Consider the following 20,449-nt stretch of genomic DNA (forward strand, 5'->3'; position numbering starts at 1 on the left):
ATCTCTGCACAAATGGCTGCCTCATTACTTCAATGATCGGAAGAATTCAAGAAAGTGACGGATTTTTACGGCAGAACGATGCCGTTTCATCGCAGAAAGAGTGAATGGTATGAAAAACATCTGGAAAAAGGCAAAATATCTTCGTGAAAGAATCCGTCTGGACCGGAAAACCTTTCTTCTGTATACGGTGCTCCGTATTCTTGTCATTCTGACTGCCGTGCGGTGCTTCCTGACACAGAATTACGAAGGCTTCGCGCTCTGTCTTCTGTCGCTGATCCTTTTCCTGCTCCCATCATTTTTCGAGGAAAAGCTGAAGCTGGAAATACCGCCTCTTTTTGAGGGCATCATCTATCTGTTTATCTACGCGGCAGAGATTCTGGGAGAGGTAAACCATTATTACACGGCGATACCCGGTTGGGACACGATGCTTCACACACTGAACGGATTTCTGTGCGCGGCAATTGGGTTTTCTCTCGTTGATATCATGAACCGGAAGAGCCGGAGGCTCAACCTCTCACCTTTGTATCTCGCCCTTGTCGCTTTCTGCTTTTCCATGACGATTGGCGTAATCTGGGAGTTCGTTGAATTTACCCTGGATCAGCTTTTTTTCCTGGATATGCAGAAGGATTTTATTGTAAAGACCATCGGTTCCGTAACTCTGGATCCGACACACTCCCAGATACCGGTCAGGATCTCCCACATCACAAAGACGATCATCGACACGGCGGACGGTAAGACCTACACCATCAACGGCGGTTATCTTGACATTGGAATCATCGATACCATGAAGGACCTCATCGTCAATTTTATCGGTGCGGTCGCCTTCAGCGTGATCGGATATTTCAGTGTAAAATACAGAGACCGCAGCAGCAGCGTAAAGAACATCGCGAATGATCTGATGCTCCGCACGCTTTCCGATGAGGAACTGCTGAAACAGCGTGAAGAGATCGATAAACGGCTGGCGGAATCAAAGGAAGAAAGAACTAACCTGAAAAACTCACTGAAAACCAGGCTCTGACAACGAGATAAAACACGCTGCGCGAGTTTTATCTCGCTATCGCGACGCTCGCCGCACACGAATACTTCGCACTCGGCTGCGGCTCACTGTTCGCGTAAAAAAAATGGAATTTCTCCGGGAAGGAGGTACCTGATGAAACGGTATATCTCAGATCAGCATTTCTATGATGATGACGTCATGCTGCAGCTCGATCACCGGCCGTTCCGGAACGTAGAGGATATGAACGAGTGTATGATCCGCCGCTGGAACGATACGGTGAAAAGTGATGATGAAATCTATGTAATCGGTGACATGTTTTCCTGGTCCGGAACCGGTCGTGACCCTGAAAAGCTGAATGCAGTGCTGCACCGGCTGAATGGCAGAATTTATCTGATCATCGGCAACCATGATCTGAAGTGGTTTGACCGGCCTGACATAGACAGCGGACGTTTCGAATGGATCCGCCATTACGCGGAAATTCGTGATGCGGAGAGAAATGTCATCCTCAGTCATTATCCCATGCCCTTCTATGGCATGAATCACATGAGGGACAAAAACGGAAATCTCAGGACCTTTATGCTCCACGGCCATGTTCATGATACCAGCGAGGCGGAACTTCTCTATGATTTTGAGCGAAGGGCTGCGCAGGTGACCGTCACAACAGCTGGTGGAAGAGCGGAGCCGGTGATCTGCAACCTGGTGAACTGCTTCTGCGGCTACTCTGATTACCGTCCCCTGACGCTCGATGAATGGATCCGCAGAAGAGCGGAACTTTTGCAGTTTTTCTGAGAACGGAACTTTTGCAGTTTTCCGGGAGCGCATCTTGTGCAGCTTTTCTGAAAGTGTGAAATATCTGTGTTCTTCTGTAAAAATCAAGGGGAATCTTTTCCTGAATTGCGCCGTGAATTTTGGTGAATCATTTCGTGCCAACTGCGGTATAGTAAAAGGCGTAGTCAACAATCGCATTCATCTTTCGCGGGATGACGATAAGGATGTAATACGATGTTTCTGTCCAGCGCCCCGCATAGCGGACGTATACATGATTCAGCCGGGTTAAGCGGCCCGGAGAAAGAGGTACAGGTATGGAAACATTAATGGCAAACGCAAGAGACATGAGCAAGAAGGGAAGACAGCTGAGAAAACAGGGCTTCATCACCGGGTCAATTTCCGGCAAAAAGCTGGAACACTCCATCAGCCTTCAGATTCCTGAGAAGAACGTAAAGCAGTTCATGCTTCATCACACGGTTGGAAGCAAGGCCCTTGTCGATGTCGATGGCACAAAGTATATGACAATGATCAAGAGCGCGGATTTCAGCGTTCTGACCAATCATTATATTGATATGACCTTCCAGCAGCTTCAGGCTGATGAAAAGGTTAAAGGTGAGGCCGAGATCATTCTGGAGAATGAGGATCACGCGAACGGATTCATCACCAGCAACTGCAATGAGATTGAATATGAAGCATATCCGGCAGATATTGTTGATCATATTGTCATCAATGTTGCAGATTATCCGGTCAACACAGAGCTTCAGGTAAAGGATCTTGATATCGCGAAAAACGACAGAATCCATGTGCTGACTCCGTTGGATACCAGTGTTCTTCATGTATCCGAGCACCGGCACATCAAGGCAGAGGATCGTGCGCTGCTTGAAGACGAAGATGCCGACAGCACCGACACCAGCGCGTCCTGATCCGGTTTGCAGGATCTCCGGATCGGGAAAATCGATTGTTGCGCAGCAATTGAACAGATTTATCAAAAGAGCCACAGTCTGCTGCGGCTCTTTTTCTATCGTTTGCACATCAGCTTTTCTCCTGACTTTCAGTCATCGGCTTTCCACACCTCTGTTTCATTCTCTTCTACAATCCATGCAGTAGCGGTCTGTTTTTCTCTATTTTTCAGGCCATCCTTCTCTATTTCTCAGCCCTTGACATATGTCCGAAATCGGACTATACTTCTGAGATATAAGTCCGATTTCGGACATATTATCCTTCATCTATACAGAAAGGATCTGCCGACGTCAACTACCCACGATCTAAAGGCAGCGGGTTTCCGCCTGCGGCAAACGAAAGGATTTTATTGATGAACATTGAGAAGTCGCCAAATGAGGGACTGCTTGACCAGCAGAAAGAACTGAACCGCATTGCCAAAGAGTATGATGAGTGCTACCGGAATCTGTCAAGATTATATGGTATACCGGAGGGGCAGCTGTGGACGCTCTATGAGATGCGGCTTCGCGGCGGCGAAATGGCGCAGGCTGACCTCGTAAACGTAACCTTCATGCCAAAGCAGACAATCAACTCCAGCATCAAGAAAATGGAGGCTCTGGGGCTTATCTCTCTGTCCCGGGAGGGAAATGGCAGAAGGAAGACCGTCACTTTGACGGAGACAGGGGAGGCGCTTGCCCGAAGGACCGCGGATCGGGTAATCTGCGCCGAGGCGTCGAGTCTCTGTAAGATGGAAGAGCAGGAGAGAGCGCAGCTTCTCAGGCTGTTCGGAAAATATATTTCCGGACTTCAGCAGTCGGTGTCCGATGAACAGTTGAACCATACCAGGGATACGGACGGTTACGACTGCGGCAAGGCGTGTTCTCCGTAACAGAAAGATAACACGATTCTCAAGGAGGTTCCGATGAAAACCAACGCGATCCGTCTTTCGGATCATTTTACCTACCGCAGACTGTTCCATTTTACGCTTCCACCAGTGATCATGATGGTCTTTACCTCCATCTACGGCGTGGTCGATGGATTATTTGTCTCAAACTACGCCGGGAAAACCGCGTTTGCTGCTATAAATCTGATCATGCCGTATCTGATGGTGATGGGTTCATTAGGCTTTATGATCGGAACAGGTGGTTCCGCTCTTGTTTCCATGACAATGGGACAGGGCAGGAAGCAGAGGGCAAATCAGCTGTTTTCCATGATGATCCTGTTTACGGTCATAACCGGCGCGCTCACCTCCATACTGGGCAACCTCGCCATGGAAAAGATGGCCCTGTTCCTTGGCGCGACCGAGGAGATGATGCATGACTGTCTGGTCTACGGATGGATCGTGAACGGCTTCAATCTGGCATTCATGCTTCAGAACCTGTTTCAGAGCTTTTTTGTAACCGCAGAGAAGCCAAGGCTCGGCCTCTATGTTACGATAGCCGCCGGCCTCACCAACATGATCCTCGACGCGCTGCTCGTCGGCGTGTTCCGCATGGGTGTTGCGGGCGCCGCGTGGGCAACCGGGTTCAGTCAGGTTGTCGGAGGGGTACTGCCTCTGTTTTATTTTGCCCGAACGAATTCAAGCCGGCTCCGCCTCGAACCGTCGAAACTTGAGCTCTCTCCGATTCTCAAGGCCTGCGGCAACGGATCTTCCGAGCTAATGAGCAACATTTCCTCATCTATTGTCAGCATGCTGTATAATTTTCAGCTGATCAGGATGCTCGGCGAGGACGGGGTATCCGCATACGGAGTGCTGATGTACGTCAGCTTTATCTTTGTCGCCATTGACATCGGATATTCGGTCGGCTCTGCTCCGATTGTCGGCTATCATTATGGCGCCGGCAATACAGACGAGCTGAAAAACATGCTGCGAAAGAGCTCAGTAATCATGGGGGTCACGGGTGTCCTGATGACCGTTGCTGCCTTCCTTCTGGCAGATCCTGTTTCCAGGATTTTTGTCGGATATGATGCGGGACTGTATGCGCTGACAGTACACGCGTTCCGGATTTTCTGTCTTGGTTTCCTGCTGTCCGGATTTGACATTTATGCATCTTCCTTCTTCACCGCGCTGAACAATGGAAAGATCTCAGCCGCGATTTCTTTTCTGCGGACACTGGTTTTTCAGGGTGCCTGTGTCCTTCTGCTTCCGGGATTGCTCGGCGCGGACGGTATCTGGTGGGCGGTCACGGCGTCCAATGTATTTGCGTTTATCATATCTGTGCTGTTTCTGATCAGAAAGCGGGAGACGTACCACTACTTCTGACAGATGTATGTGTATTTTTTGGCGTGCATCCCTTTCGCTGAAAGGTGAAACAGAGTATACTGATTTATATCAGACTTGACTGCAAAGTTAATGTACCGTTTTCCGGAATTGTCCGCACAGTCGGCACGGGGAACCGGCTTTTTCTGAGTGGGAAAGGGTCCGTGAAGAAGAAAACCGGCCAAAGACTTCTGCTCCCTGAGAAGCAGAACAGCCGGACTATGATCTGATCTTTTCAAGGCCCCTTTTGCGGGCCTTTTTTATTTACGCGAACAGTGAGCCGCAGCCGAATGCGAAGTATTCGTGTGCGGCGAGCGTCGCGATAGCGAGATAAAACTCGCACAGCGTGTTTTATCTCGTTGTCACTCATGCCCGGCGGAAAAAGCAGGAATTTCACATCCTGCACATGCCGTTACACCACCGGCCGGTATCCGGGGAATCGGTGATAAAGTTTCCGGAGGTTTTATATGTTAAAAATCGCAGTTTACGGCAAGGGAGGCATCGGGAAATCCACGATGACCTCTAATCTGGCGGCAGCGTTTGCTGTTCTTGGCAGGAAGGTGATCCAGATCGGATGTGACCCGAAGGCGGATTCCACCTCGAATCTCCTGTCGGGAGAGCCGCTGATTCCCGTTATGAATTATCTGCGGGAGCATGAGGAGGATCCCTCAAGTCTTTCAGAGATTTCCCGAAGGGGATTCGGCAATGTTCTTTGTATCGAGACAGGGGGTCCGACCCCCGGACTCGGCTGTGCCGGAAGAGGAATCATTGCGACCTTCAACCTTCTGGATGAGCTGGAGCTCCTGGAAACGGAGAAGCCGGATGTGGTCCTCTTTGATGTCCTCGGTGACGTCGTGTGCGGGGGTTTTGCGGCTCCTATTCGGGAGGGATATGCGGATACGGTTCTTATTGTGACATCCGGAGAGAAGATGGCTCTCTATGCAGCTGACAACATTTCCACTGCCGTGAAAAATTTTGAGGACAGAGGATATGCTTCGGTCGGGGGAATCATCCTGAACCGGCGGAATGTTCCGGAGGAGGAGGAGCGGGTCCGTTCCTTTGCCGCAAAGAAGGGCATCGATGTCATCGCGGATATCCCCAGGTCCAACCTGATCAATCAGGCGGAGGATCTCGGCAAGACCGTGATTGAGAAGTTTCCGGATTCGGAAATCGCCGGAAAATTTATGGATCTCGCCAGAAACCTTCTCTCCGGGGCAGCTCCGGATGTGGACTCGCAAGAAGCCGGGCAGGCTGAACGTTTTCATTTTTCCAGACTATATGACTGTAACTGCTGACCGATTCCCGGGAAGTCAGAAGATCCTGACCGGGGGACCTGATCATCCCTTGTCCCGCAAACGGAGCGGCTGCAACCGGTATACAGTCATGGGATTCTGCCTGCCGGCAGAGGATTGCCTGTAAAAACAAGCTGACACAGCATTGTCTGGAAGCCAGGCCGTCACAGACTCTTCCGGAAGATTAAGCTGACAGAGGATTGCTTTGAAAAATAAATCTGAGAAGAACTTTAAAATCGAACCGAATTACTACACTGCCGCCGAGCTTTCCAGGGCGGGAAAAGATCATATTCCCGATCTCTATCAGACGGGACGTCACCTGATCTATTCTTCTCCGGCCACACTGGCTTACAATTCACCGGGGGCCGAGGGCTTCGGCGTTAAGCGGGCCGGGCTGTCCGTTCCCGGATCGGTCATGCTGATCGTATCGCCGGGGTGCTGCGGCAGAAACACCGCTGAAATCACGAGAATCCGCGGCTATGAAGATCGTTTTTTCTATCTTCAGATGGATGAGACGGATCTTGTTACAGGGCGGCATCTGAAAAAGATACCGGCTGCGGTCCGCCGGATCGCCGGATCTCTTCCGGTGAAGCCGTCCGTGATCATGATCTGCATCACCTGTGCGGATGCTCTCCTCGGCACGGATCTGGAACGGGTATGCCGCAGAGCAGAAAAGGAAGTGAACCTTCCCGTCCGCCCGTGCTACATGTATGCGCTGACGAGAGAGGGCAGAAAGCCGCCGATGGTATATGTGCGGGAATCGCTGTACTCCATGCTTCCCCGTCAGAAGAAGAGAAGCACCAGTGTGAATCTTCTTGGATATTTTGCGCCGCTTCATCCCGAGAGCGAGCTCTTCTCTCTCTTAAAATCTGCGGGAATCCGGAAAATCCGTCAGATTTCAGCCTGTAAGGATGTGAATGATTTTTACAGAATGGGAGAAGCAAACTTCAATCTCGTGCTGAATCCCGAAGCAAGGGGAGCAGCTGAAGCGCTCACAAACCGGCTGGGCATTCCCAGCATCGAGCTCACCCGTTTCTACGAGACGGATCTGACCGGGCATCAATATCAGGCATTCTTTGCGGCACTGGGCATGACTGTTCCGGAGAACGTGAATGCGATGACAAAGGAGAGGGCGGACAGTGCGGGGGAGGCGCTCCGGGCAGAATACCCGGATCTCTCATTCAGCATAGGAGAGGTTGTAAACGCCAATCCTTTTGAGCTGGCGCTCGCTCTTCTGCGGATGGGCTGGAGGGTAACCGAAATTTTTGCAAACCCTGCTGCTGACTGCTATCCCTACATCGACCGCATCGCCGCCCTGTGTCCCGACATCCGGGTGTATTCCAACACAGATCCGTCGATGCTCGGCTATGAAATCCGCAGTGCGGAAGGAACCAGCGGCACGCATATCACCATCGGAAAGGATGCCGCATACTATCATCCGGACGCCCTCCATCTGAATTTCAATGAGGACTCCCAGCCCTTCGGCTATGAAGCTGCCTGGTATCTCTGGGAGAGGCTTGGAGAACTCGTCCGGGAGAAGGTATCACCTGCACGGGAGGGCTCAACTCCTCCGCAAAAATTATCCGCGCAAGAGGAGGCGGCAGTCCCGATGGCACCTGAGAGGGCACTTGCCGGACCGGTAAAGGGACTCGATATGTACCTGACTCCCTTTGCCCCGGATCAGTCCGGCGCTGTCTCTGCGCTCTATTCACTCGATGGAATGATCGTCATTCTGGACGCGGGAGGATGCACCGGCAACATTCTCGGATTCGATGAGCCCAGATGGCAGCACCACAAGGCAGCTGTCTTCTCCGCGGGACTCCGCGACATGGATGCCATCATGGGAAGAGACCGGGAGCTTGTTCAGAAGGCTATCTCTGCATTTTCCGGAACGGAATGCTCGTTCATCGCCCTGGTCGGAACTCCGGTGCCTTCCATTATCGGAACGGATTATCGGGCGCTTGAGAGGATGCTGGAGAAAAAATGCGGCTGCCCAGTCATCAGCATACCAACCTGCGGAATGAAAACCTGCGAATCCGGATTGGAGCAGACATATCTGACCTTATTCCGTTCTTTTTCCGGGAAAGGGAAAGCTTCCTCTTCAGATGGCAATCTGCCTGGCTATTCGCATAGCGGAACGGCTTTGTCTGGTCACCCGGCAGAGGCGTCCGGAACTGCCGGCGTGATCGGGTGCACTCCGCTGGAATTCGTGGACATCGCGGACCAGAAAAGAATCCGGGATCTTTTGAAGAGTAGAGGATACGGAAGAGTTGTTTTCTACGGCTCTGATGCAGACCGGCAGGATTATGAAAACGCCGGGGAGAACGTCAGGAATTTTGTCCTGTCGGGAGCAGGAATCCGATCCGCCGAATATCTGCGGGAAACCTTCGGCACTCCTTTTGAAGTCGGATATCCGGGCATCGCCTGGTATCTCAGGAACCTGCCGTCCGGTTTTGAAGACACCTGCCGCGCAGGTACCGCAAGAATCCTGATTCTGCACGACCCTGTGGCAGCGGCTTCGCTGAAGGCTGCTCTTCTGGAGAAATTTTCCGGAGAGAAGATCAGAATAGACTGCGCATCCTTTTTTGCGGGAAAAGCCTGTGAACAGGATTCATATACCGTCAGCGGTGTGCCGGTGAAGCCGGATGTGTCCCTTCGGGAGGAAAACGACCTTCTGTCACTGCTGCGCGAGAAGACCTACGATTATATCTTTGCCGATCCCGCCATTGCGAAAATTCCGGCGGGAGGGGCATCCCTGATTTCATTCCCGAGCTTTGCCATATCGGGGAAAAGAATTCTTACCTGAGAGGGCATCAGCCACAAGAACAGAAACCGTGTTTTATCATATTTGTGCAGAGCTTTGAAAAAATTTTTTATCATGATTTTTAGAAGGCTTTTTAGGAGAGCCTTGAAGAAATTTGCAACAAATGCATCAGAAAGGAAGTAAACAGACATGTGTGTTGGAATATCCGCTAAAGTGGTCAGTATCAAGGGCGGCGTCGCGATTGTAGATGCCGGCGGCGCAAAGAAGACCGTTTCCTCCGAGCTTCTTACCGACCTGAATCCCGGAGATTATGTGATGGTGCACGCGGGATCGGCGATCGCGAAGATCACCGATGACGATGAGGAGGAGACGGATTCTCTGCTGGAGGATCTCAGATGAATCAGATGGACAGAGCAATAAGCATCCTCCGTGGATATGACGGACCGGAGGTGCGGATTATGGAAGTGTGCGGCACCCATACCCACGAGATTTTCCGTCAGGGCATACGCGGCATTCTTTCTCCGGCGATTCACATGATCTCCGGCCCCGGATGTCCTGTCTGCGTGACCGGGACGGGCTATATCGATGAGGCACTGTGGCTGGCGGAAGAAAAGGAATGCACCATTCTCACCTTCGGAGATCTGGTCCGTGTTCCAGGCTCCAGGGAATCTCTGCAGAAGGCGCGCGCAAAGGGCGCAAAGATCCGCACGGTGTATTCTCCACAGGACGGTGAAGCATACGCGGCCGCACACCCGGAGGAGGAATGCGTTTTTCTCTCGGTCGGATTCGAGACGACCACGCCCAGTTCCTGTATCGCGGTAAAAAATGCGATTCGCGATAGAATCCGGAATTTCAGTCTCCTCACGGCCAACAAAACGATGCCCATGGCCTACGAGGCGATGAAGGATTCTACCGATCTGTTCCTCTACCCAGGCCATGTACATGCGATAACCGGGCTCTCCATACCGCGTATGCTCGCGGATACCCATCAGGTATCCGGTGTATGCGCCGGCTTTACGGCCAGAGAACTCGTAACCGCCCTTGCGGTTGCCGTGACGAACTTTGAAAAGGGCGGATATTTTTTCGTGAACTGTTATCCCAGAGTCGTCCGGGAAGAGGGACAGTCGGAGGCGATCCGGCTCGTTGATTCCATGATGGAACCCTGTGATGATCTGTGGCGGGGAATTGGCCGGATTGAAGGCTCCGGAATGAGGCTGCGGCCGGAATACGCGGAATATGACGCCAGAAGCCGATACCAGATTCCTCCCATGCAGGGCAGAACAAATAACGGGTGCAGATGCGGATCCGTGCTCCAGGGCAGGATCGAGCCCGGGCAGTGTCCACTGTTCGGAAAAGTCTGCACGCCGGAGCATCCGGCCGGGGCATGTATGGTATCCTCCGAGGGAGCGTGCAGCGCATACTATCTTTACGGATCCCATCAGACGCTTCTCTGATCGCGAGAAGTATCTGCGCTTTTGCCGCAGCTGTTCTGCGGGCGGCAGGGGGACATGAAATCACCGCTCCGATCAGAGCATGAAACAGCAGCAGCCCTGTTCGTGACATATTTTGGAGACATTTACCCAGAAGGAAGGATAAGCTGACAATTATGAACGATACAGTCACACTTGCGCACGGCGCAGGCGGTAAACAGACGGCCGAGCTGATCGACCGCGTTTTCAGAAAACATTTTCAAAACCGGTATTTCACATCCGATGATGCCTCCGTACTCCCGGCGCCCTCCGGGAAGATGGCAATGACGACGGACGGATTTATTGTGTCCCCGGCGTTTTTCCCTGGCGGAAATATCGGCAAGCTGTCAATCTGCGGAACGGTCAACGATCTGACGTGCATGGGCGCCAGACCTCTTTACATGACCTGTGCCTTTGTCATAGAAGAGGGATTTTCCATGAACGATCTGGAGAAGATCGTATCCTCGATGGAAAAGACAGCGGCTGAGGTGGGAGTTAATCTGGTCGCGGGGGATACCAAGGTCGCGGGAAAGGGGCAGGCAGACGGATGTTTTATCACGACGACCGGAGTCGGTGAAATTATTGACGGTGTATCGACATCGGGAAAATTTGCGGCTCCCGGAGATTCTGTGATCGTAACCGGAGATATCGGACGTCACGGCACGGCAATTCTCCTTGCCAGGGACGACTATGGAATTGATGCGGATGTGACGACTGACTGTGCGCCGCTGTGGCATCCGATTCACGCGCTTCTTCAGGAGGTTCCCGGTGTTCACGTGATCCGTGACGCTACGAGAGGAGGTGTCGGCACCGTTCTCTACGAGATTGCAAAGGAGGCAGGTGTCGGTATCTCCCTCGAAAGAAACAAAATTCCCGTCGCAGAAGAAGTAAAAGGCGTCACTGGAATGCTGGGCCTTGAACCTCTTTACCTTGCCTGTGAGGGAACCATGGTACTTTTTGTGCCGGAAAACCTGACCGGTAAGGCTTTGAACATCCTGCGCGGGCAGAAATATACTTCCGGAGCGGCTGTCATCGGTACAGTAACCGCCGAGAACAGTGGAAGAGTTATTATGGAGACGGAAATCGGAGCAAAGACCTATCTCCCGGAACCCGGAAACGAGCTGCTGCCAAGAATCTGCTGACACAATATACATGAGACGGGGCAGCAGTCCGCAGTTTATACAGCTTGCGGCACAATTTTATCGTACGGGCGTTTTCCGGATAACAGCTGCCGCCGGTCGTCATTCTATGATCGTCTGTAACGGGGATGCGCATTGATACAAATCGGAGGATGGAAGGACAAATGGATAGCGAAACACGGGTAGCAGTCATTTCAATTATTGTTGAGAATCCGGACGTCGTACCCGAAGTCAACCGGATTCTTCACGAGGGAAGCGGTTTCATCATCGGGAGAATGGGAATTCCCTACCGTGCGAGAAAAATTAACATCATCAGCATTGTTCTGGATGCGCCGCAGCCAGTTATCAGCGGAATTTCCGGAAAGCTCGGAACCATTGACGGCGTCAGCGTAAAAACCGCTTACTCTAACATTTAACGGTCCTATTCGAGGTAACTATGCTTCATTCGCTGAATACGCCGGATAACGGCCGAAACAATATCATAAAAATCCGGGACGCTGCCACGGGACGTACCTTTCCCTGGGGGCTGGAATATAACTGTCCCGTGCATGAGCACTGGAATATCGTCCACACCGGCATGCTGATTCCGGAATGTCATCAGATCTATGTCTGCACAGATAATTGTCTGCGCGGCGTCATTATGACGGCAGATGAGATGGATGCCGCCGACCGCATTTCATCCGTCATGCCGGACGAAACGGAAATCTTCGACGGAAGACTGGAGGAGATCACCATACGCGGGATCAAGGATGTGATCCGAAAGCTGCCGGAGCGGCCGCGGGCGGTTCAGCTTTTTCCGGTCTGCATGCATCATTTCATCGGATGCGATATGCGATACATCTTCGATCAGGTGGAGAAGGCATTCCCGGAGATTGACTTCATGGAGTGTTTCATGGACCCGATCCGGCAGAAGCTGACGACCACACCGGAACAGCGGCAGCGTTTTCAGATGATGAAGGTGCTCGCAAAAGAGAACGTACCGGCAGATTTTTCAAGCGTGAGCATACTCGGAGAGAATCTGCGGACGAGGGACAGTGACTTCCTGGAAATCCTACAGCAGGAGGGGTTCCGAATCCTGCAGGTGCAGGACTGCCGGACGTATGATGAATATCTTGCGATGGGACACTCCTTTCTGTGGATCACGAAGTCACCGCTGTCCAGATATGGTCTGGAAAGGGCGTCGTCTCTTGGCGGGAGAAAGAGCCTCTATCTCCCCGCTGCTGTGAATTATGACGAAATCGACGATCAGCTCGGCTCTCTTATGAATCTGTTGTGTGAAGCGAGCGGCAGATCACGGGCGGAAGCCGGAGAGAAGCTCTCGGTCCGGATCAGAGAGCAGCGCGCGCTGACGGAAACGGCCTTCCGGGAGGCAAGAGCTGTCATCGGTGACACGCCGATTGTACTGGACTACATCTGCGAGCCAAGGCCCGTGGGATTCGCCCGGATTCTCCTGGAGCACCATCTCAATGTCGTGCGCATCCTGGCGGATCAGGTGAGCCCGGAGGAAGCTGCCGACCTGGCCGCACTGAAAGAAAGATATCCAGATATTGAGCTGATGTCTACAGGCGCCGCAGATTCACTGTATGAACGGGAGCGATTCAACGCGCAGTATCGCCCGGTGCGCTCTGAATCCGGATCAGCACCCGGAAAAGTCCTCGCGGTCGGCCCAAAGGCCTCTTTTTTTACAGGAAGCCCGTATTTCGTCAATGCGATAGAAGCCGACGGCGCCACCGGATACATGGGAATCCGGCACATGCTGCGGCTGATGTGCGATGCGCTTCGGGAACCGAAAAATCCCGAAATTGTAACGGGAAAAGGCCTTGGCCTTCCCGGTGTCTGGGATCCGCTCTGCGGAGAACACCCGAAGAAGGGCGCGTTTTTTCTGACCTGAATAATATGCCATAACCTGTAAAAGCTGCGGATTGCTCCGTACTACGCACTCTCGCAGTCTTACAGGTGACTGATTTCGTCGGTCAGCCGCGGCTTTAGCCCATCGCTTCAAACTTTGTGTGGGGGATGTGGCTCACTGCCTGCACATATTCGCACTTTCGAGCCGCTGACAGGGAGAGAGAATCTGACGATGAAAGAGACCTACAGAGTGCTTCCGGTCTGGGCCGGAGATGTATCCGGCATTGCGGGAGCTCTATATGAATTCGGAGGAATGACGGTCATCCATGACCCCTCCGGATGTAATTCCACCTATAATACGCATGATGAACTGCGCTGGTACCGGGAATCTTCAAACATCTTTATTTCAGGGCTTAACATGAAGGACGCCGTTCTGGGAAACGATGAACGGTTTATCCGGGATATCCTGGATGCCCAGAACGCTCTTCCGTCGCGTCCGGAATTCATCGCGCTCTGTAATTCGCCAGTGCCATGGCTGAATGGAACGGATTTCGAAGCCATTGCAGGCATTCTGGAACGAAAGACCGGAATACCATCGTTCTATGTCCCTTCAAACGGATGTCATGACTATGCACGGGGAGCGGGCCTCGCCTGGCAGAGACTTCTTCAGAAGTTTCTCGGAGAACGAAAAAACACCGCGGCGAAGGCCTGCGTCAGAAGAAAAGAGGGAGAGGCCATTTCTGTCAATGTGTTCGGTATGATGCCGCTTGACTTTGCGGCAGAGGGATCCGCGCTTTCTCTGGAAAAGCTTCTCCGGAAACGAGGATTACGGATCCGGACTGCTCTGGCGGACGGTAATACCTGCAGCTTCCGCTGCCTTCCCGACATGGCGGAGGCGGACGTCTCGCTGGTTCTCTCAAAGGCAGGGCTTCCTCCGGCAAAATATCTGAGCGACAGATACGGCATCCCATATGTGATCGGCGTTCCGCTTGACGATGAGGACGATCCCACTCTGCAGCAGCTTGTGACCGCAGGATTCAAGGGAGCAGCTTTACGGGAAAAGGAGCCGGAACATGAGGCACCGGACTCCCGCCCGCCGGTAATTTTTCTCACAGAGCCGGTACTTGGCACATCGCTTGCTTCGATGGTCCGCCGGAGAACCGGACGAAAAACCATCGTCGTCGACCCGCTGGAAACCGATCCGTCCGTCCGAATCCCGGGCGTTGATGCGGCTCACTTCGGCGAAGAGGAAATCGAGGCATTTTTGACGAGCTTTCCGGATGCGGATCTCGTCTGTGATCCCATGTATGACCATATCCTCCCGGAGCCTGAACGTATACGCCGGATTTTTCTTCCGACGCTTGCGCTTTCCGGAAGAATCTACCGGAATCATTTCGTCAACTATTTTGACAGCGGCATTTCAGACAGACTGGTTCGCCTTCTGCTCTCAGGTTGATTTCTGCCATCTCTGCATTTTCCTTTCTCTATAAACATTAATACCGGGAACAAGGAAGGATGCATCCTGACACAGAATCCTCAGACAGGGCAATTTGCGTATGAAATTGTTGGATACACATAAATTCAGGACATCAGGAGGAAACCGTTATGAGCATGAATGAAACACCCTCATCAGAAAGAGTGCAGATCGGATTCTTCGGGCGCAGGAATGCCGGAAAATCCAGTGTAATCAACCGTCTGACCGGACAGAGCCTTTCCGTGGTATCGGATGTCCCCGGCACGACAACTGATCCGGTCCGGAAGGCCATGGAAATCCACGGGCTCGGGCCCTGTGTGGTCATTGATACCGCGGGCCTTGACGATGTGGGAGAGCTCGGAGCGCTGAGGGTCCAAAAGACAAAGGACATGATGGATCGGATTGATCTTGCCGTCATTGTAATCGGGGATGGGAAAATATCTCCGGATGAGAAGGAACTTCAGACCCGGTTCGCAAAAAAGAATATTCCTGTCATCTTGTGCTTCAATAAGCAGGATCTCGGTCTGCCCGTCTCGCTGCCGGAGGATGCGGTCCAGGTCTCAGCGGAGACCGGATACGGTTTTGATGAGCTGACACATGCCATCCGGGTCCGGGCGAAAGAGAAGATCCGGACAGCGGGGATGCTGGATGATCTTATCGTGAAAAATGATACTGTCATTCTGGTTATTCCCATGGACGCGGAAGCCCCAAAGGGAAGAATTATTCTTCCTCAGCAGATGGTTCTCCATGAGATTCTGCTCCACCACGCTTCCGCCTGTGTGTGCCAGACGGAAGAACTGGCAGATGTCCTGAACCAGAACCCGGCTTGCCGTCTGGTCATCACCGACTCCCAGGCGTTTTATCGGGTGAAGGATATCGTTCCGGACAACGTTCCGCTCACCTCTTTTTCCATTCTGATGGCCCGGTACCGCGGCTATCTTAAAGCGGCTGTTGAAGGCGTACGGGAAATAGAAAAACTGACGGACGGAGACACGGTTCTTGTGGCTGAGGGATGCACACATCGCCGGACCTGCGGAGACATCGGATCCGTAAAGATTCCGGCGCTTTTAAAAAAATACACCGGCAGAAAACTGAACATCGAACTGTCTTCAGGCAGCACGATGAAAGAAGACTTGTCCTCCTGCCGGCTCGTGATCCACTGTGGCGGGTGTGTGCTCAACGACCGGGAGATGGCTTCACGGCGCGATCACGCCATCCGTCAGGGCACACCGATTACAAATTACGGCATCGCGGTTTCCTATATGCGGGGAATCCTCGGCAGGTCCCTTCGCATGCTCCCGGAATTCGCGGAGCTTGCGGCAGAACTTCCAACTGTCTGAAAACAGCTTCCGGCAGCCGGAAGCCAGCTTCCCCGGAAGTGATAAAGCAGCGGAGCATGTGGCTTTATGCGGTATGTGACGCTGTTTACAGCATGGCTGTTTAAGAAAGGCTTGGAGACAGAATTTTATGAACAATAAAGACAGAATCCTGCAGCTCCGGGAACAGAAGGTACTTCCCCGGGATGATTTCAAGGCTCTGCTTACAACGATGAATCCGGCGGAGGAAGACTTCCTGGCAGGGAACGCCCGGGAAGTCCGGGAACAATACTACGGAAATGAAGTTTACCTGCGGGGGATCATTGAATTTTCCAGCTACTGCAAAAACGACTGCTATTACTGCGGAATACGGAAAAGCAATACGAAGGCCCAGCGCTATCACCTGACCCGTGAACAGATTCTCGAATGCGCCGATATCGGATATCAGCTGGATTTCCGAACCTTCGTGCTCCAGAGCGGTGAAGACCTGTCCTACAGCACCGAGGATATCTGTGATATTGTAAGCAGCATCCGCAGAAAGCATCCGGACTGCGCGATAACTCTTTCGATCGGCGAGAAAACCAGGGAAGAATATCAGGCATACTTTGACGCCGGAGCAGAGCGGTATCTGCTGCGCCAGGAAACTTCAGATCCGGCGCATTATGCCAGACTTCATCCGGCGGAGCTTTCCATCCGGAACCGCAAGCGCTGTCTCAGCGACCTGAAATCCATCGGATATCAGGTCGGCTGCGGGATCATGGTCGGAAGCCCTTATCAGACCTGGGACAATGTGATTGCTGATCTTATGTATATGCGGGATCTGCAGCCGCAGATGATCGGAATCGGCCCGTTTATTCACCACAAGGATACTCCGTTCCGCTATGAACCGGACGGAACACTGGAGGATACACTTCATCTTCTGAGCATCCTGAGATTAATGTTTCCAGCGTCGCTTCTCCCGGCGACCACGGCACTCGGAACGATTCATCCCAGGGGTAGAGAGATGGGAATACTTGCCGGCGCAAATGTTGTCATGCCAAACCTGTCTCCAAAGGGAGTCCGGGCGAAATATATGCTCTATGACGGAAAAATCTGTACGGGGGACGAGGCTGCGGAATGCAGGGCGTGTATGGCGAGGCGGATCGAAACAACCGGCTGCCACGTTGTGATATCCAGAGGCGATCACCCCGACTTTCGCGGTGCAGCGGAGAAACAGACAGGTGTGAACCATGAATCATCTCCTGTCGCTTCTGTTTCGGGCGGTGCGGGGGAGACGGAGAACGGGCAGCTGTGAGATAGGAATTATTGCCTGTTGCTTCCGTTTCCAGCGGTGCGAGAGAAGCGGGAAACAGGAAAGCCTGAAACCGTATCGGCTGCAGGAAACCGCGCATTACGACAGACCACAGGCTGTGAAAAACCGGAGGAGTCTTACAGCCAGGAGGATATAGAAAATGACAGACACCGCAGACATCATCAGACAGATCAAAATATACGGCATTGTACAGGGGGTCGGATTCCGGCCGACAGTTTCCAGACATGCGGCTGCCTGCGGCATCCGTGGCACTGTCTGCAACAAGGGTTCCTTCGTCGAGGTGATTGCTGAGGGAAACGACGCAAAAATCAACGCGTTTATCCGTCTGGTCCGCGAACAGCCGCCGAGACGGGCAGTGATTCTGAAGATGGATGTCCGTCCACTGAAAGCAGCGCCACATTTTTCGGATTTTTCAATTATTGAAAGCCGGAAGACAAAAGGAGAGATCTTCGTGTCCCCTGACATCGCCATTTGTGACGAATGCCGGGCGGAGCTGCTGAATCCGTCTGACCGGAGATATCTGCATCCTTTTATCAACTGCACCTCGTGCGGCCCGAGGCTTACGATCCTTGAATCTCTTCCCTATGATCGGGAGCGGACATCCATGAAGGTATTCCCCATGTGTCCGGAATGCCGTCACGAATATGTCACCCCGTCCACACGCAGATATGACGCCCAGCCTGTCTGCTGCAACGACTGCGGTCCCCATGTTTACATCCTTCCAAAAGACGGGAGTGCGCCCTCGATCACCGGCAGAGAGGCAATCCTGGAGACCCGGCGCATCCTGATCGATGGCGGCATCGCGGCAGTCAAGGGCATCGGCGGCTTTCATCTCTGCTGCGACGCCTCCAATACAGAGGCCGTCCGGCGTCTTCGGGAGCTGAAGCACCGGCCGTCGAAACCTTTTGCGGTGATGATGCGGGACGAAGCCTGTGTGCAGGCTGAGTGTTTCCTGACAGAGGAACAGAAAGCCATCCTGACAGGTCACCAGAAGCCGATTCTTCTCCTGCAAAAGAAAGACAACATCCGACTGTCGCCAGCAGTGGCCCCGGATAATCCCAGCGTCGGCGTTATGCTCCCTTACGCTCCGGTTCAGATTCTTCTCTTCCAATATGATGATGGCCGCTCCATGACGCCTATGCTGGTCATGACAAGCGGAAATGTCAGCGGAGCGCCGATCTGTCACAACGACCGGGAGGCACTTGAAGAGCTTTCCACCATCGCAGATATCATCCTGTCGAACAACCGCGCAATCAATATCCGCTGTGACGACTCCGTCATGGATTTCTACCGGAACAACCCGTACATGATCCGAAGATCCAGAGGCTACGCGCCGCTCCCATACATGGTCACTGAGGGACCGGCCCCCGGACGGACGGTTCTGGCAATCGGCGGCGAACTGAAGAACACCTTCTGCATCGGAAAAGGAAACCTTTTTTATCCATCATCTTATATTGGAGATCTTGCAGATGTCCGCAGCGCGCAGGCACTCCGGGAGACAGTCGGACGCTTTGAAACTCTGCTTGAGGCAAAGCCGGATCTGGTTGTCTGTGATCTCCACCCCGGTTACCGGTCCACGGAAATCGCCGGAGAACTTGCGGCCGGCGTCCCGGTAGTGCGCGTCCAGCACCACTACGCCCATATTCTCTCCTGTATGGCGGAAAATGATCGGACGGATGCCGTGCTCGGCCTTTCCTTTGACGGTACCGGATACGGAACCGATGGCACTATCTGGGGCGGAGAAATATTGCTTGCGGACACGCATGGTTTCCGAAGGCTCGGAAGTGTGGAACCCTTCCTGCATATCGGCGGAGATACCGCCTCACGAGAGGGCTGGCGGATCGCCGCATCCTTGATCATAAGCCTGTTCGGAAAGAATGACCGGGGACATGGATCCCGTGACAATTGCGCGGTTCTCCCGTTCCCGAAGAATGACAGAGGACATGAATCCCGTGACAATTGCGGAATTTTCACGCTCCCGGATCAGGGCGGCAGCCCATTATCACAGGAGGAACGAATTCCTCCGTGGAGCCGGAACGAAATCGATCATCTGTCGCCGGAAGAGATCATGACAGCGCTTGATCTCTGTTCTCCGACAGAGGCCGGAATTATGCGAAAAATGCACGAAAAGCGGCTGAATGCCGTCGTATCTACGAGCTGCGGGAGAATCTTCGACGCAGTCAGCGCAATCCTTGGTATCCGCAGAGCATCGACCTTCGAAGGAGAAGCCTCTACCACCTTAATGTACCGCGCCCTGCAGTACCAGAAGAACCATTGTGACACAGAGAATTCGTACAACACGGATCTGAATAACCGGGATCCATATTACAATCCAGAAGCCGCAGTGAAAAAAAACGTCAAACCGGAAATTGAAATTTCCGGTTCCGGAATATTCCGGATTCCCACCGGAAGGATTGTCAGACGGATCATTCTGGGTAAGCTTTCCGGAGAAGATCCGGACCGGCTTGCCTGGTTATTTCATGATTTGCTCGCGAGAGAGACCTGCCGTCTGCTCGTTCATCTCCGCAGGCTGGACTGCCGTCTGCCCGACACCGTTGCCTTATCCGGCGGATGCTTTCAGAACACGCTCCTTCTCGAGATGATGCAGAATCTGCTCGAAAAGAACGGCTGCCACGTGCTTACGCATCACCTGGTCCCCCCAAACGACGGAGGGATCGCGCTCGGGCAGGCATATTACGGCGCCTGCCTCAGCGGGGAAGATCTGCCTGTGAGGTAACCTGATGGTCACCCCGGAAAAACGCCTGCGATATTTCCGGCCGGGGAAACCCCGCTTCTGAGGCAACCTGATGATCACCCCGGAAAAAGCACCTGCGATGTGTCCGGGCGGGGCAGCTCTGCTCTCCGAGGTGC

At 53.0% G+C, this 20,449-nt stretch carries 15 protein-coding genes and 1 pseudogene; all 16 read left to right on the top strand.

Translation table 11 applies throughout. The annotated features are described in order from the left end of the window. Positions 1 to 109 precede the first annotated feature (109 nt). The gene (locus ACTQ3A_RS02230) at positions 110 to 1,018 is read left to right on the top strand and encodes a hypothetical protein (protein ID WP_441099114.1); all 909 of its coding nucleotides are present in this window, start codon (positions 110 to 112) and stop codon (positions 1,016 to 1,018) included. A 132-nt stretch (positions 1,019 to 1,150) separates the two neighbouring features. Continuing rightward, positions 1,151 to 1,786 carry a phosphoesterase gene (locus ACTQ3A_RS02235; RefSeq protein ID WP_441099113.1) on the top strand — a complete coding sequence of 212 codons (636 nt, stop codon included), beginning with the start codon at positions 1,151 to 1,153 and terminating at the stop codon, positions 1,784 to 1,786. 293 nt (positions 1,787 to 2,079) lie between these two features. Continuing rightward, positions 2,080 to 2,688 carry a hypothetical protein gene (locus tag ACTQ3A_RS02240; RefSeq protein WP_441099112.1) on the top strand — a complete coding sequence of 203 codons (609 nt, stop codon included), beginning with the start codon at positions 2,080 to 2,082 and terminating at the stop codon, positions 2,686 to 2,688. Positions 2,689 to 3,077: 389 nt separating this feature from the next. Continuing rightward, positions 3,078 to 3,593 (top strand): MarR family winged helix-turn-helix transcriptional regulator, encoded by a 516-nt coding sequence (locus tag ACTQ3A_RS02245; RefSeq protein WP_441099111.1) that lies wholly within the window; start codon positions 3,078 to 3,080, stop codon positions 3,591 to 3,593. A gap of 33 nt (positions 3,594 to 3,626) precedes the next feature. Then, positions 3,627 to 4,967, top strand: a complete 1,341-nt coding sequence (locus ACTQ3A_RS02250; protein WP_441099110.1) for an MATE family efflux transporter — start codon at positions 3,627 to 3,629, stop codon at positions 4,965 to 4,967. Positions 4,968 to 5,431: 464 nt separating this feature from the next. Beyond that, positions 5,432 to 6,259 carry a nucleotide-binding protein gene (locus ACTQ3A_RS02255; RefSeq protein WP_441099109.1) on the top strand — a complete coding sequence of 276 codons (828 nt, stop codon included), beginning with the start codon at positions 5,432 to 5,434 and terminating at the stop codon, positions 6,257 to 6,259. Between the two features lie 202 nt (positions 6,260 to 6,461). Then, a pseudogene (locus ACTQ3A_RS02260) lies at positions 6,462 to 8,648 on the top strand (nitrogenase component 1); the annotation flags it as partial. Positions 8,649 to 9,209: 561 nt separating this feature from the next. Beyond that, complete coding sequence (locus ACTQ3A_RS02265) at positions 9,210 to 9,419, top strand: HypC/HybG/HupF family hydrogenase formation chaperone (RefSeq protein WP_441099108.1); 210 nt, start codon at positions 9,210 to 9,212, stop codon at positions 9,417 to 9,419. Then, on the top strand, positions 9,416 to 10,474 hold the full coding sequence (gene hypD, locus ACTQ3A_RS02270) for a hydrogenase formation protein HypD (protein WP_441099107.1): 1,059 nt from the start codon (positions 9,416 to 9,418) through the stop codon (positions 10,472 to 10,474). Before ACTQ3A_RS02265 ends, hypD begins: the two co-directional genes overlap by 4 nt. Before the next feature lie 152 nt (positions 10,475 to 10,626). Next, complete coding sequence (gene hypE / locus ACTQ3A_RS02275; protein WP_441099106.1) at positions 10,627 to 11,631, top strand: hydrogenase expression/formation protein HypE; 1,005 nt, start codon at positions 10,627 to 10,629, stop codon at positions 11,629 to 11,631. Between the two features lie 161 nt (positions 11,632 to 11,792). After that, complete coding sequence (locus ACTQ3A_RS02280) at positions 11,793 to 12,044, top strand: TM1266 family iron-only hydrogenase system putative regulator (protein WP_441099105.1); 252 nt, start codon at positions 11,793 to 11,795, stop codon at positions 12,042 to 12,044. Between the two features lie 20 nt (positions 12,045 to 12,064). Further along, positions 12,065 to 13,519, top strand: coding sequence for a nitrogenase component 1 (locus tag ACTQ3A_RS02285; RefSeq protein WP_441099104.1), 1,455 nt, complete (start codon positions 12,065 to 12,067; stop codon positions 13,517 to 13,519). A 189-nt stretch (positions 13,520 to 13,708) separates the two neighbouring features. Beyond that, positions 13,709 to 14,932: a nitrogenase component 1 gene (locus ACTQ3A_RS02290; RefSeq protein WP_441493992.1), complete on the top strand. Its 1,224-nt coding sequence runs from the start codon at positions 13,709 to 13,711 to the stop codon at positions 14,930 to 14,932. 149 nt (positions 14,933 to 15,081) lie between these two features. Further along, positions 15,082 to 16,290 (top strand): [FeFe] hydrogenase H-cluster maturation GTPase HydF, encoded by a 1,209-nt coding sequence (gene hydF, locus ACTQ3A_RS02295; RefSeq protein ID WP_441493991.1) that lies wholly within the window; start codon positions 15,082 to 15,084, stop codon positions 16,288 to 16,290. A gap of 127 nt (positions 16,291 to 16,417) precedes the next feature. After that, complete coding sequence (gene hydE / locus ACTQ3A_RS02300) at positions 16,418 to 17,560, top strand: [FeFe] hydrogenase H-cluster radical SAM maturase HydE (RefSeq protein WP_441475494.1); 1,143 nt, start codon at positions 16,418 to 16,420, stop codon at positions 17,558 to 17,560. A gap of 157 nt (positions 17,561 to 17,717) precedes the next feature. Beyond that, positions 17,718 to 20,315, top strand: a complete 2,598-nt coding sequence (gene hypF, locus ACTQ3A_RS02305; RefSeq protein ID WP_441493990.1) for a carbamoyltransferase HypF — start codon at positions 17,718 to 17,720, stop codon at positions 20,313 to 20,315. Positions 20,316 to 20,449: the final 134 nt, after the last annotated feature.

Source organism: Bilifractor sp. LCP21S3_F8 (assembly GCF_052117805.1).
Lineage (GTDB): Bacteria > Bacillota > Clostridia > Lachnospirales > Lachnospiraceae > Bilifractor.

Excerpts from the sequence above, each read along its gene's own strand:
- ACTQ3A_RS02285 (WP_441099104.1), top strand. The coding sequence starts at position 12,065 with ATGCTTCATTCGCTGAATACGCCGGATAACGGCCGAAACAATATCATA.
- ACTQ3A_RS02235 (WP_441099113.1), top strand. The coding sequence starts at position 1,151 with ATGAAACGGTATATCTCAGATCAGCATTTCTATGATGATGACGTCATG.
- ACTQ3A_RS02255 (WP_441099109.1), top strand. The coding sequence starts at position 5,432 with ATGTTAAAAATCGCAGTTTACGGCAAGGGAGGCATCGGGAAATCCACG.
- ACTQ3A_RS02230 (WP_441099114.1), top strand. The coding sequence starts at position 110 with ATGAAAAACATCTGGAAAAAGGCAAAATATCTTCGTGAAAGAATCCGT.
- hypF (WP_441493990.1), top strand. The coding sequence starts at position 17,718 with ATGACAGACACCGCAGACATCATCAGACAGATCAAAATATACGGCATT.
- hypD (WP_441099107.1), top strand. The coding sequence starts at position 9,416 with ATGAATCAGATGGACAGAGCAATAAGCATCCTCCGTGGATATGACGGA.
- ACTQ3A_RS02245 (WP_441099111.1), top strand. The coding sequence starts at position 3,078 with ATGAACATTGAGAAGTCGCCAAATGAGGGACTGCTTGACCAGCAGAAA.
- hypE (WP_441099106.1), top strand. The coding sequence starts at position 10,627 with ATGAACGATACAGTCACACTTGCGCACGGCGCAGGCGGTAAACAGACG.
- hydF (WP_441493991.1), top strand. The coding sequence starts at position 15,082 with ATGAGCATGAATGAAACACCCTCATCAGAAAGAGTGCAGATCGGATTC.
- ACTQ3A_RS02280 (WP_441099105.1), top strand. The coding sequence starts at position 11,793 with ATGGATAGCGAAACACGGGTAGCAGTCATTTCAATTATTGTTGAGAAT.
- ACTQ3A_RS02265 (WP_441099108.1), top strand. The coding sequence starts at position 9,210 with ATGTGTGTTGGAATATCCGCTAAAGTGGTCAGTATCAAGGGCGGCGTC.
- ACTQ3A_RS02290 (WP_441493992.1), top strand. The coding sequence starts at position 13,709 with ATGAAAGAGACCTACAGAGTGCTTCCGGTCTGGGCCGGAGATGTATCC.
- hydE (WP_441475494.1), top strand. The coding sequence starts at position 16,418 with ATGAACAATAAAGACAGAATCCTGCAGCTCCGGGAACAGAAGGTACTT.
- ACTQ3A_RS02240 (WP_441099112.1), top strand. The coding sequence starts at position 2,080 with ATGGAAACATTAATGGCAAACGCAAGAGACATGAGCAAGAAGGGAAGA.
- ACTQ3A_RS02250 (WP_441099110.1), top strand. The coding sequence starts at position 3,627 with ATGAAAACCAACGCGATCCGTCTTTCGGATCATTTTACCTACCGCAGA.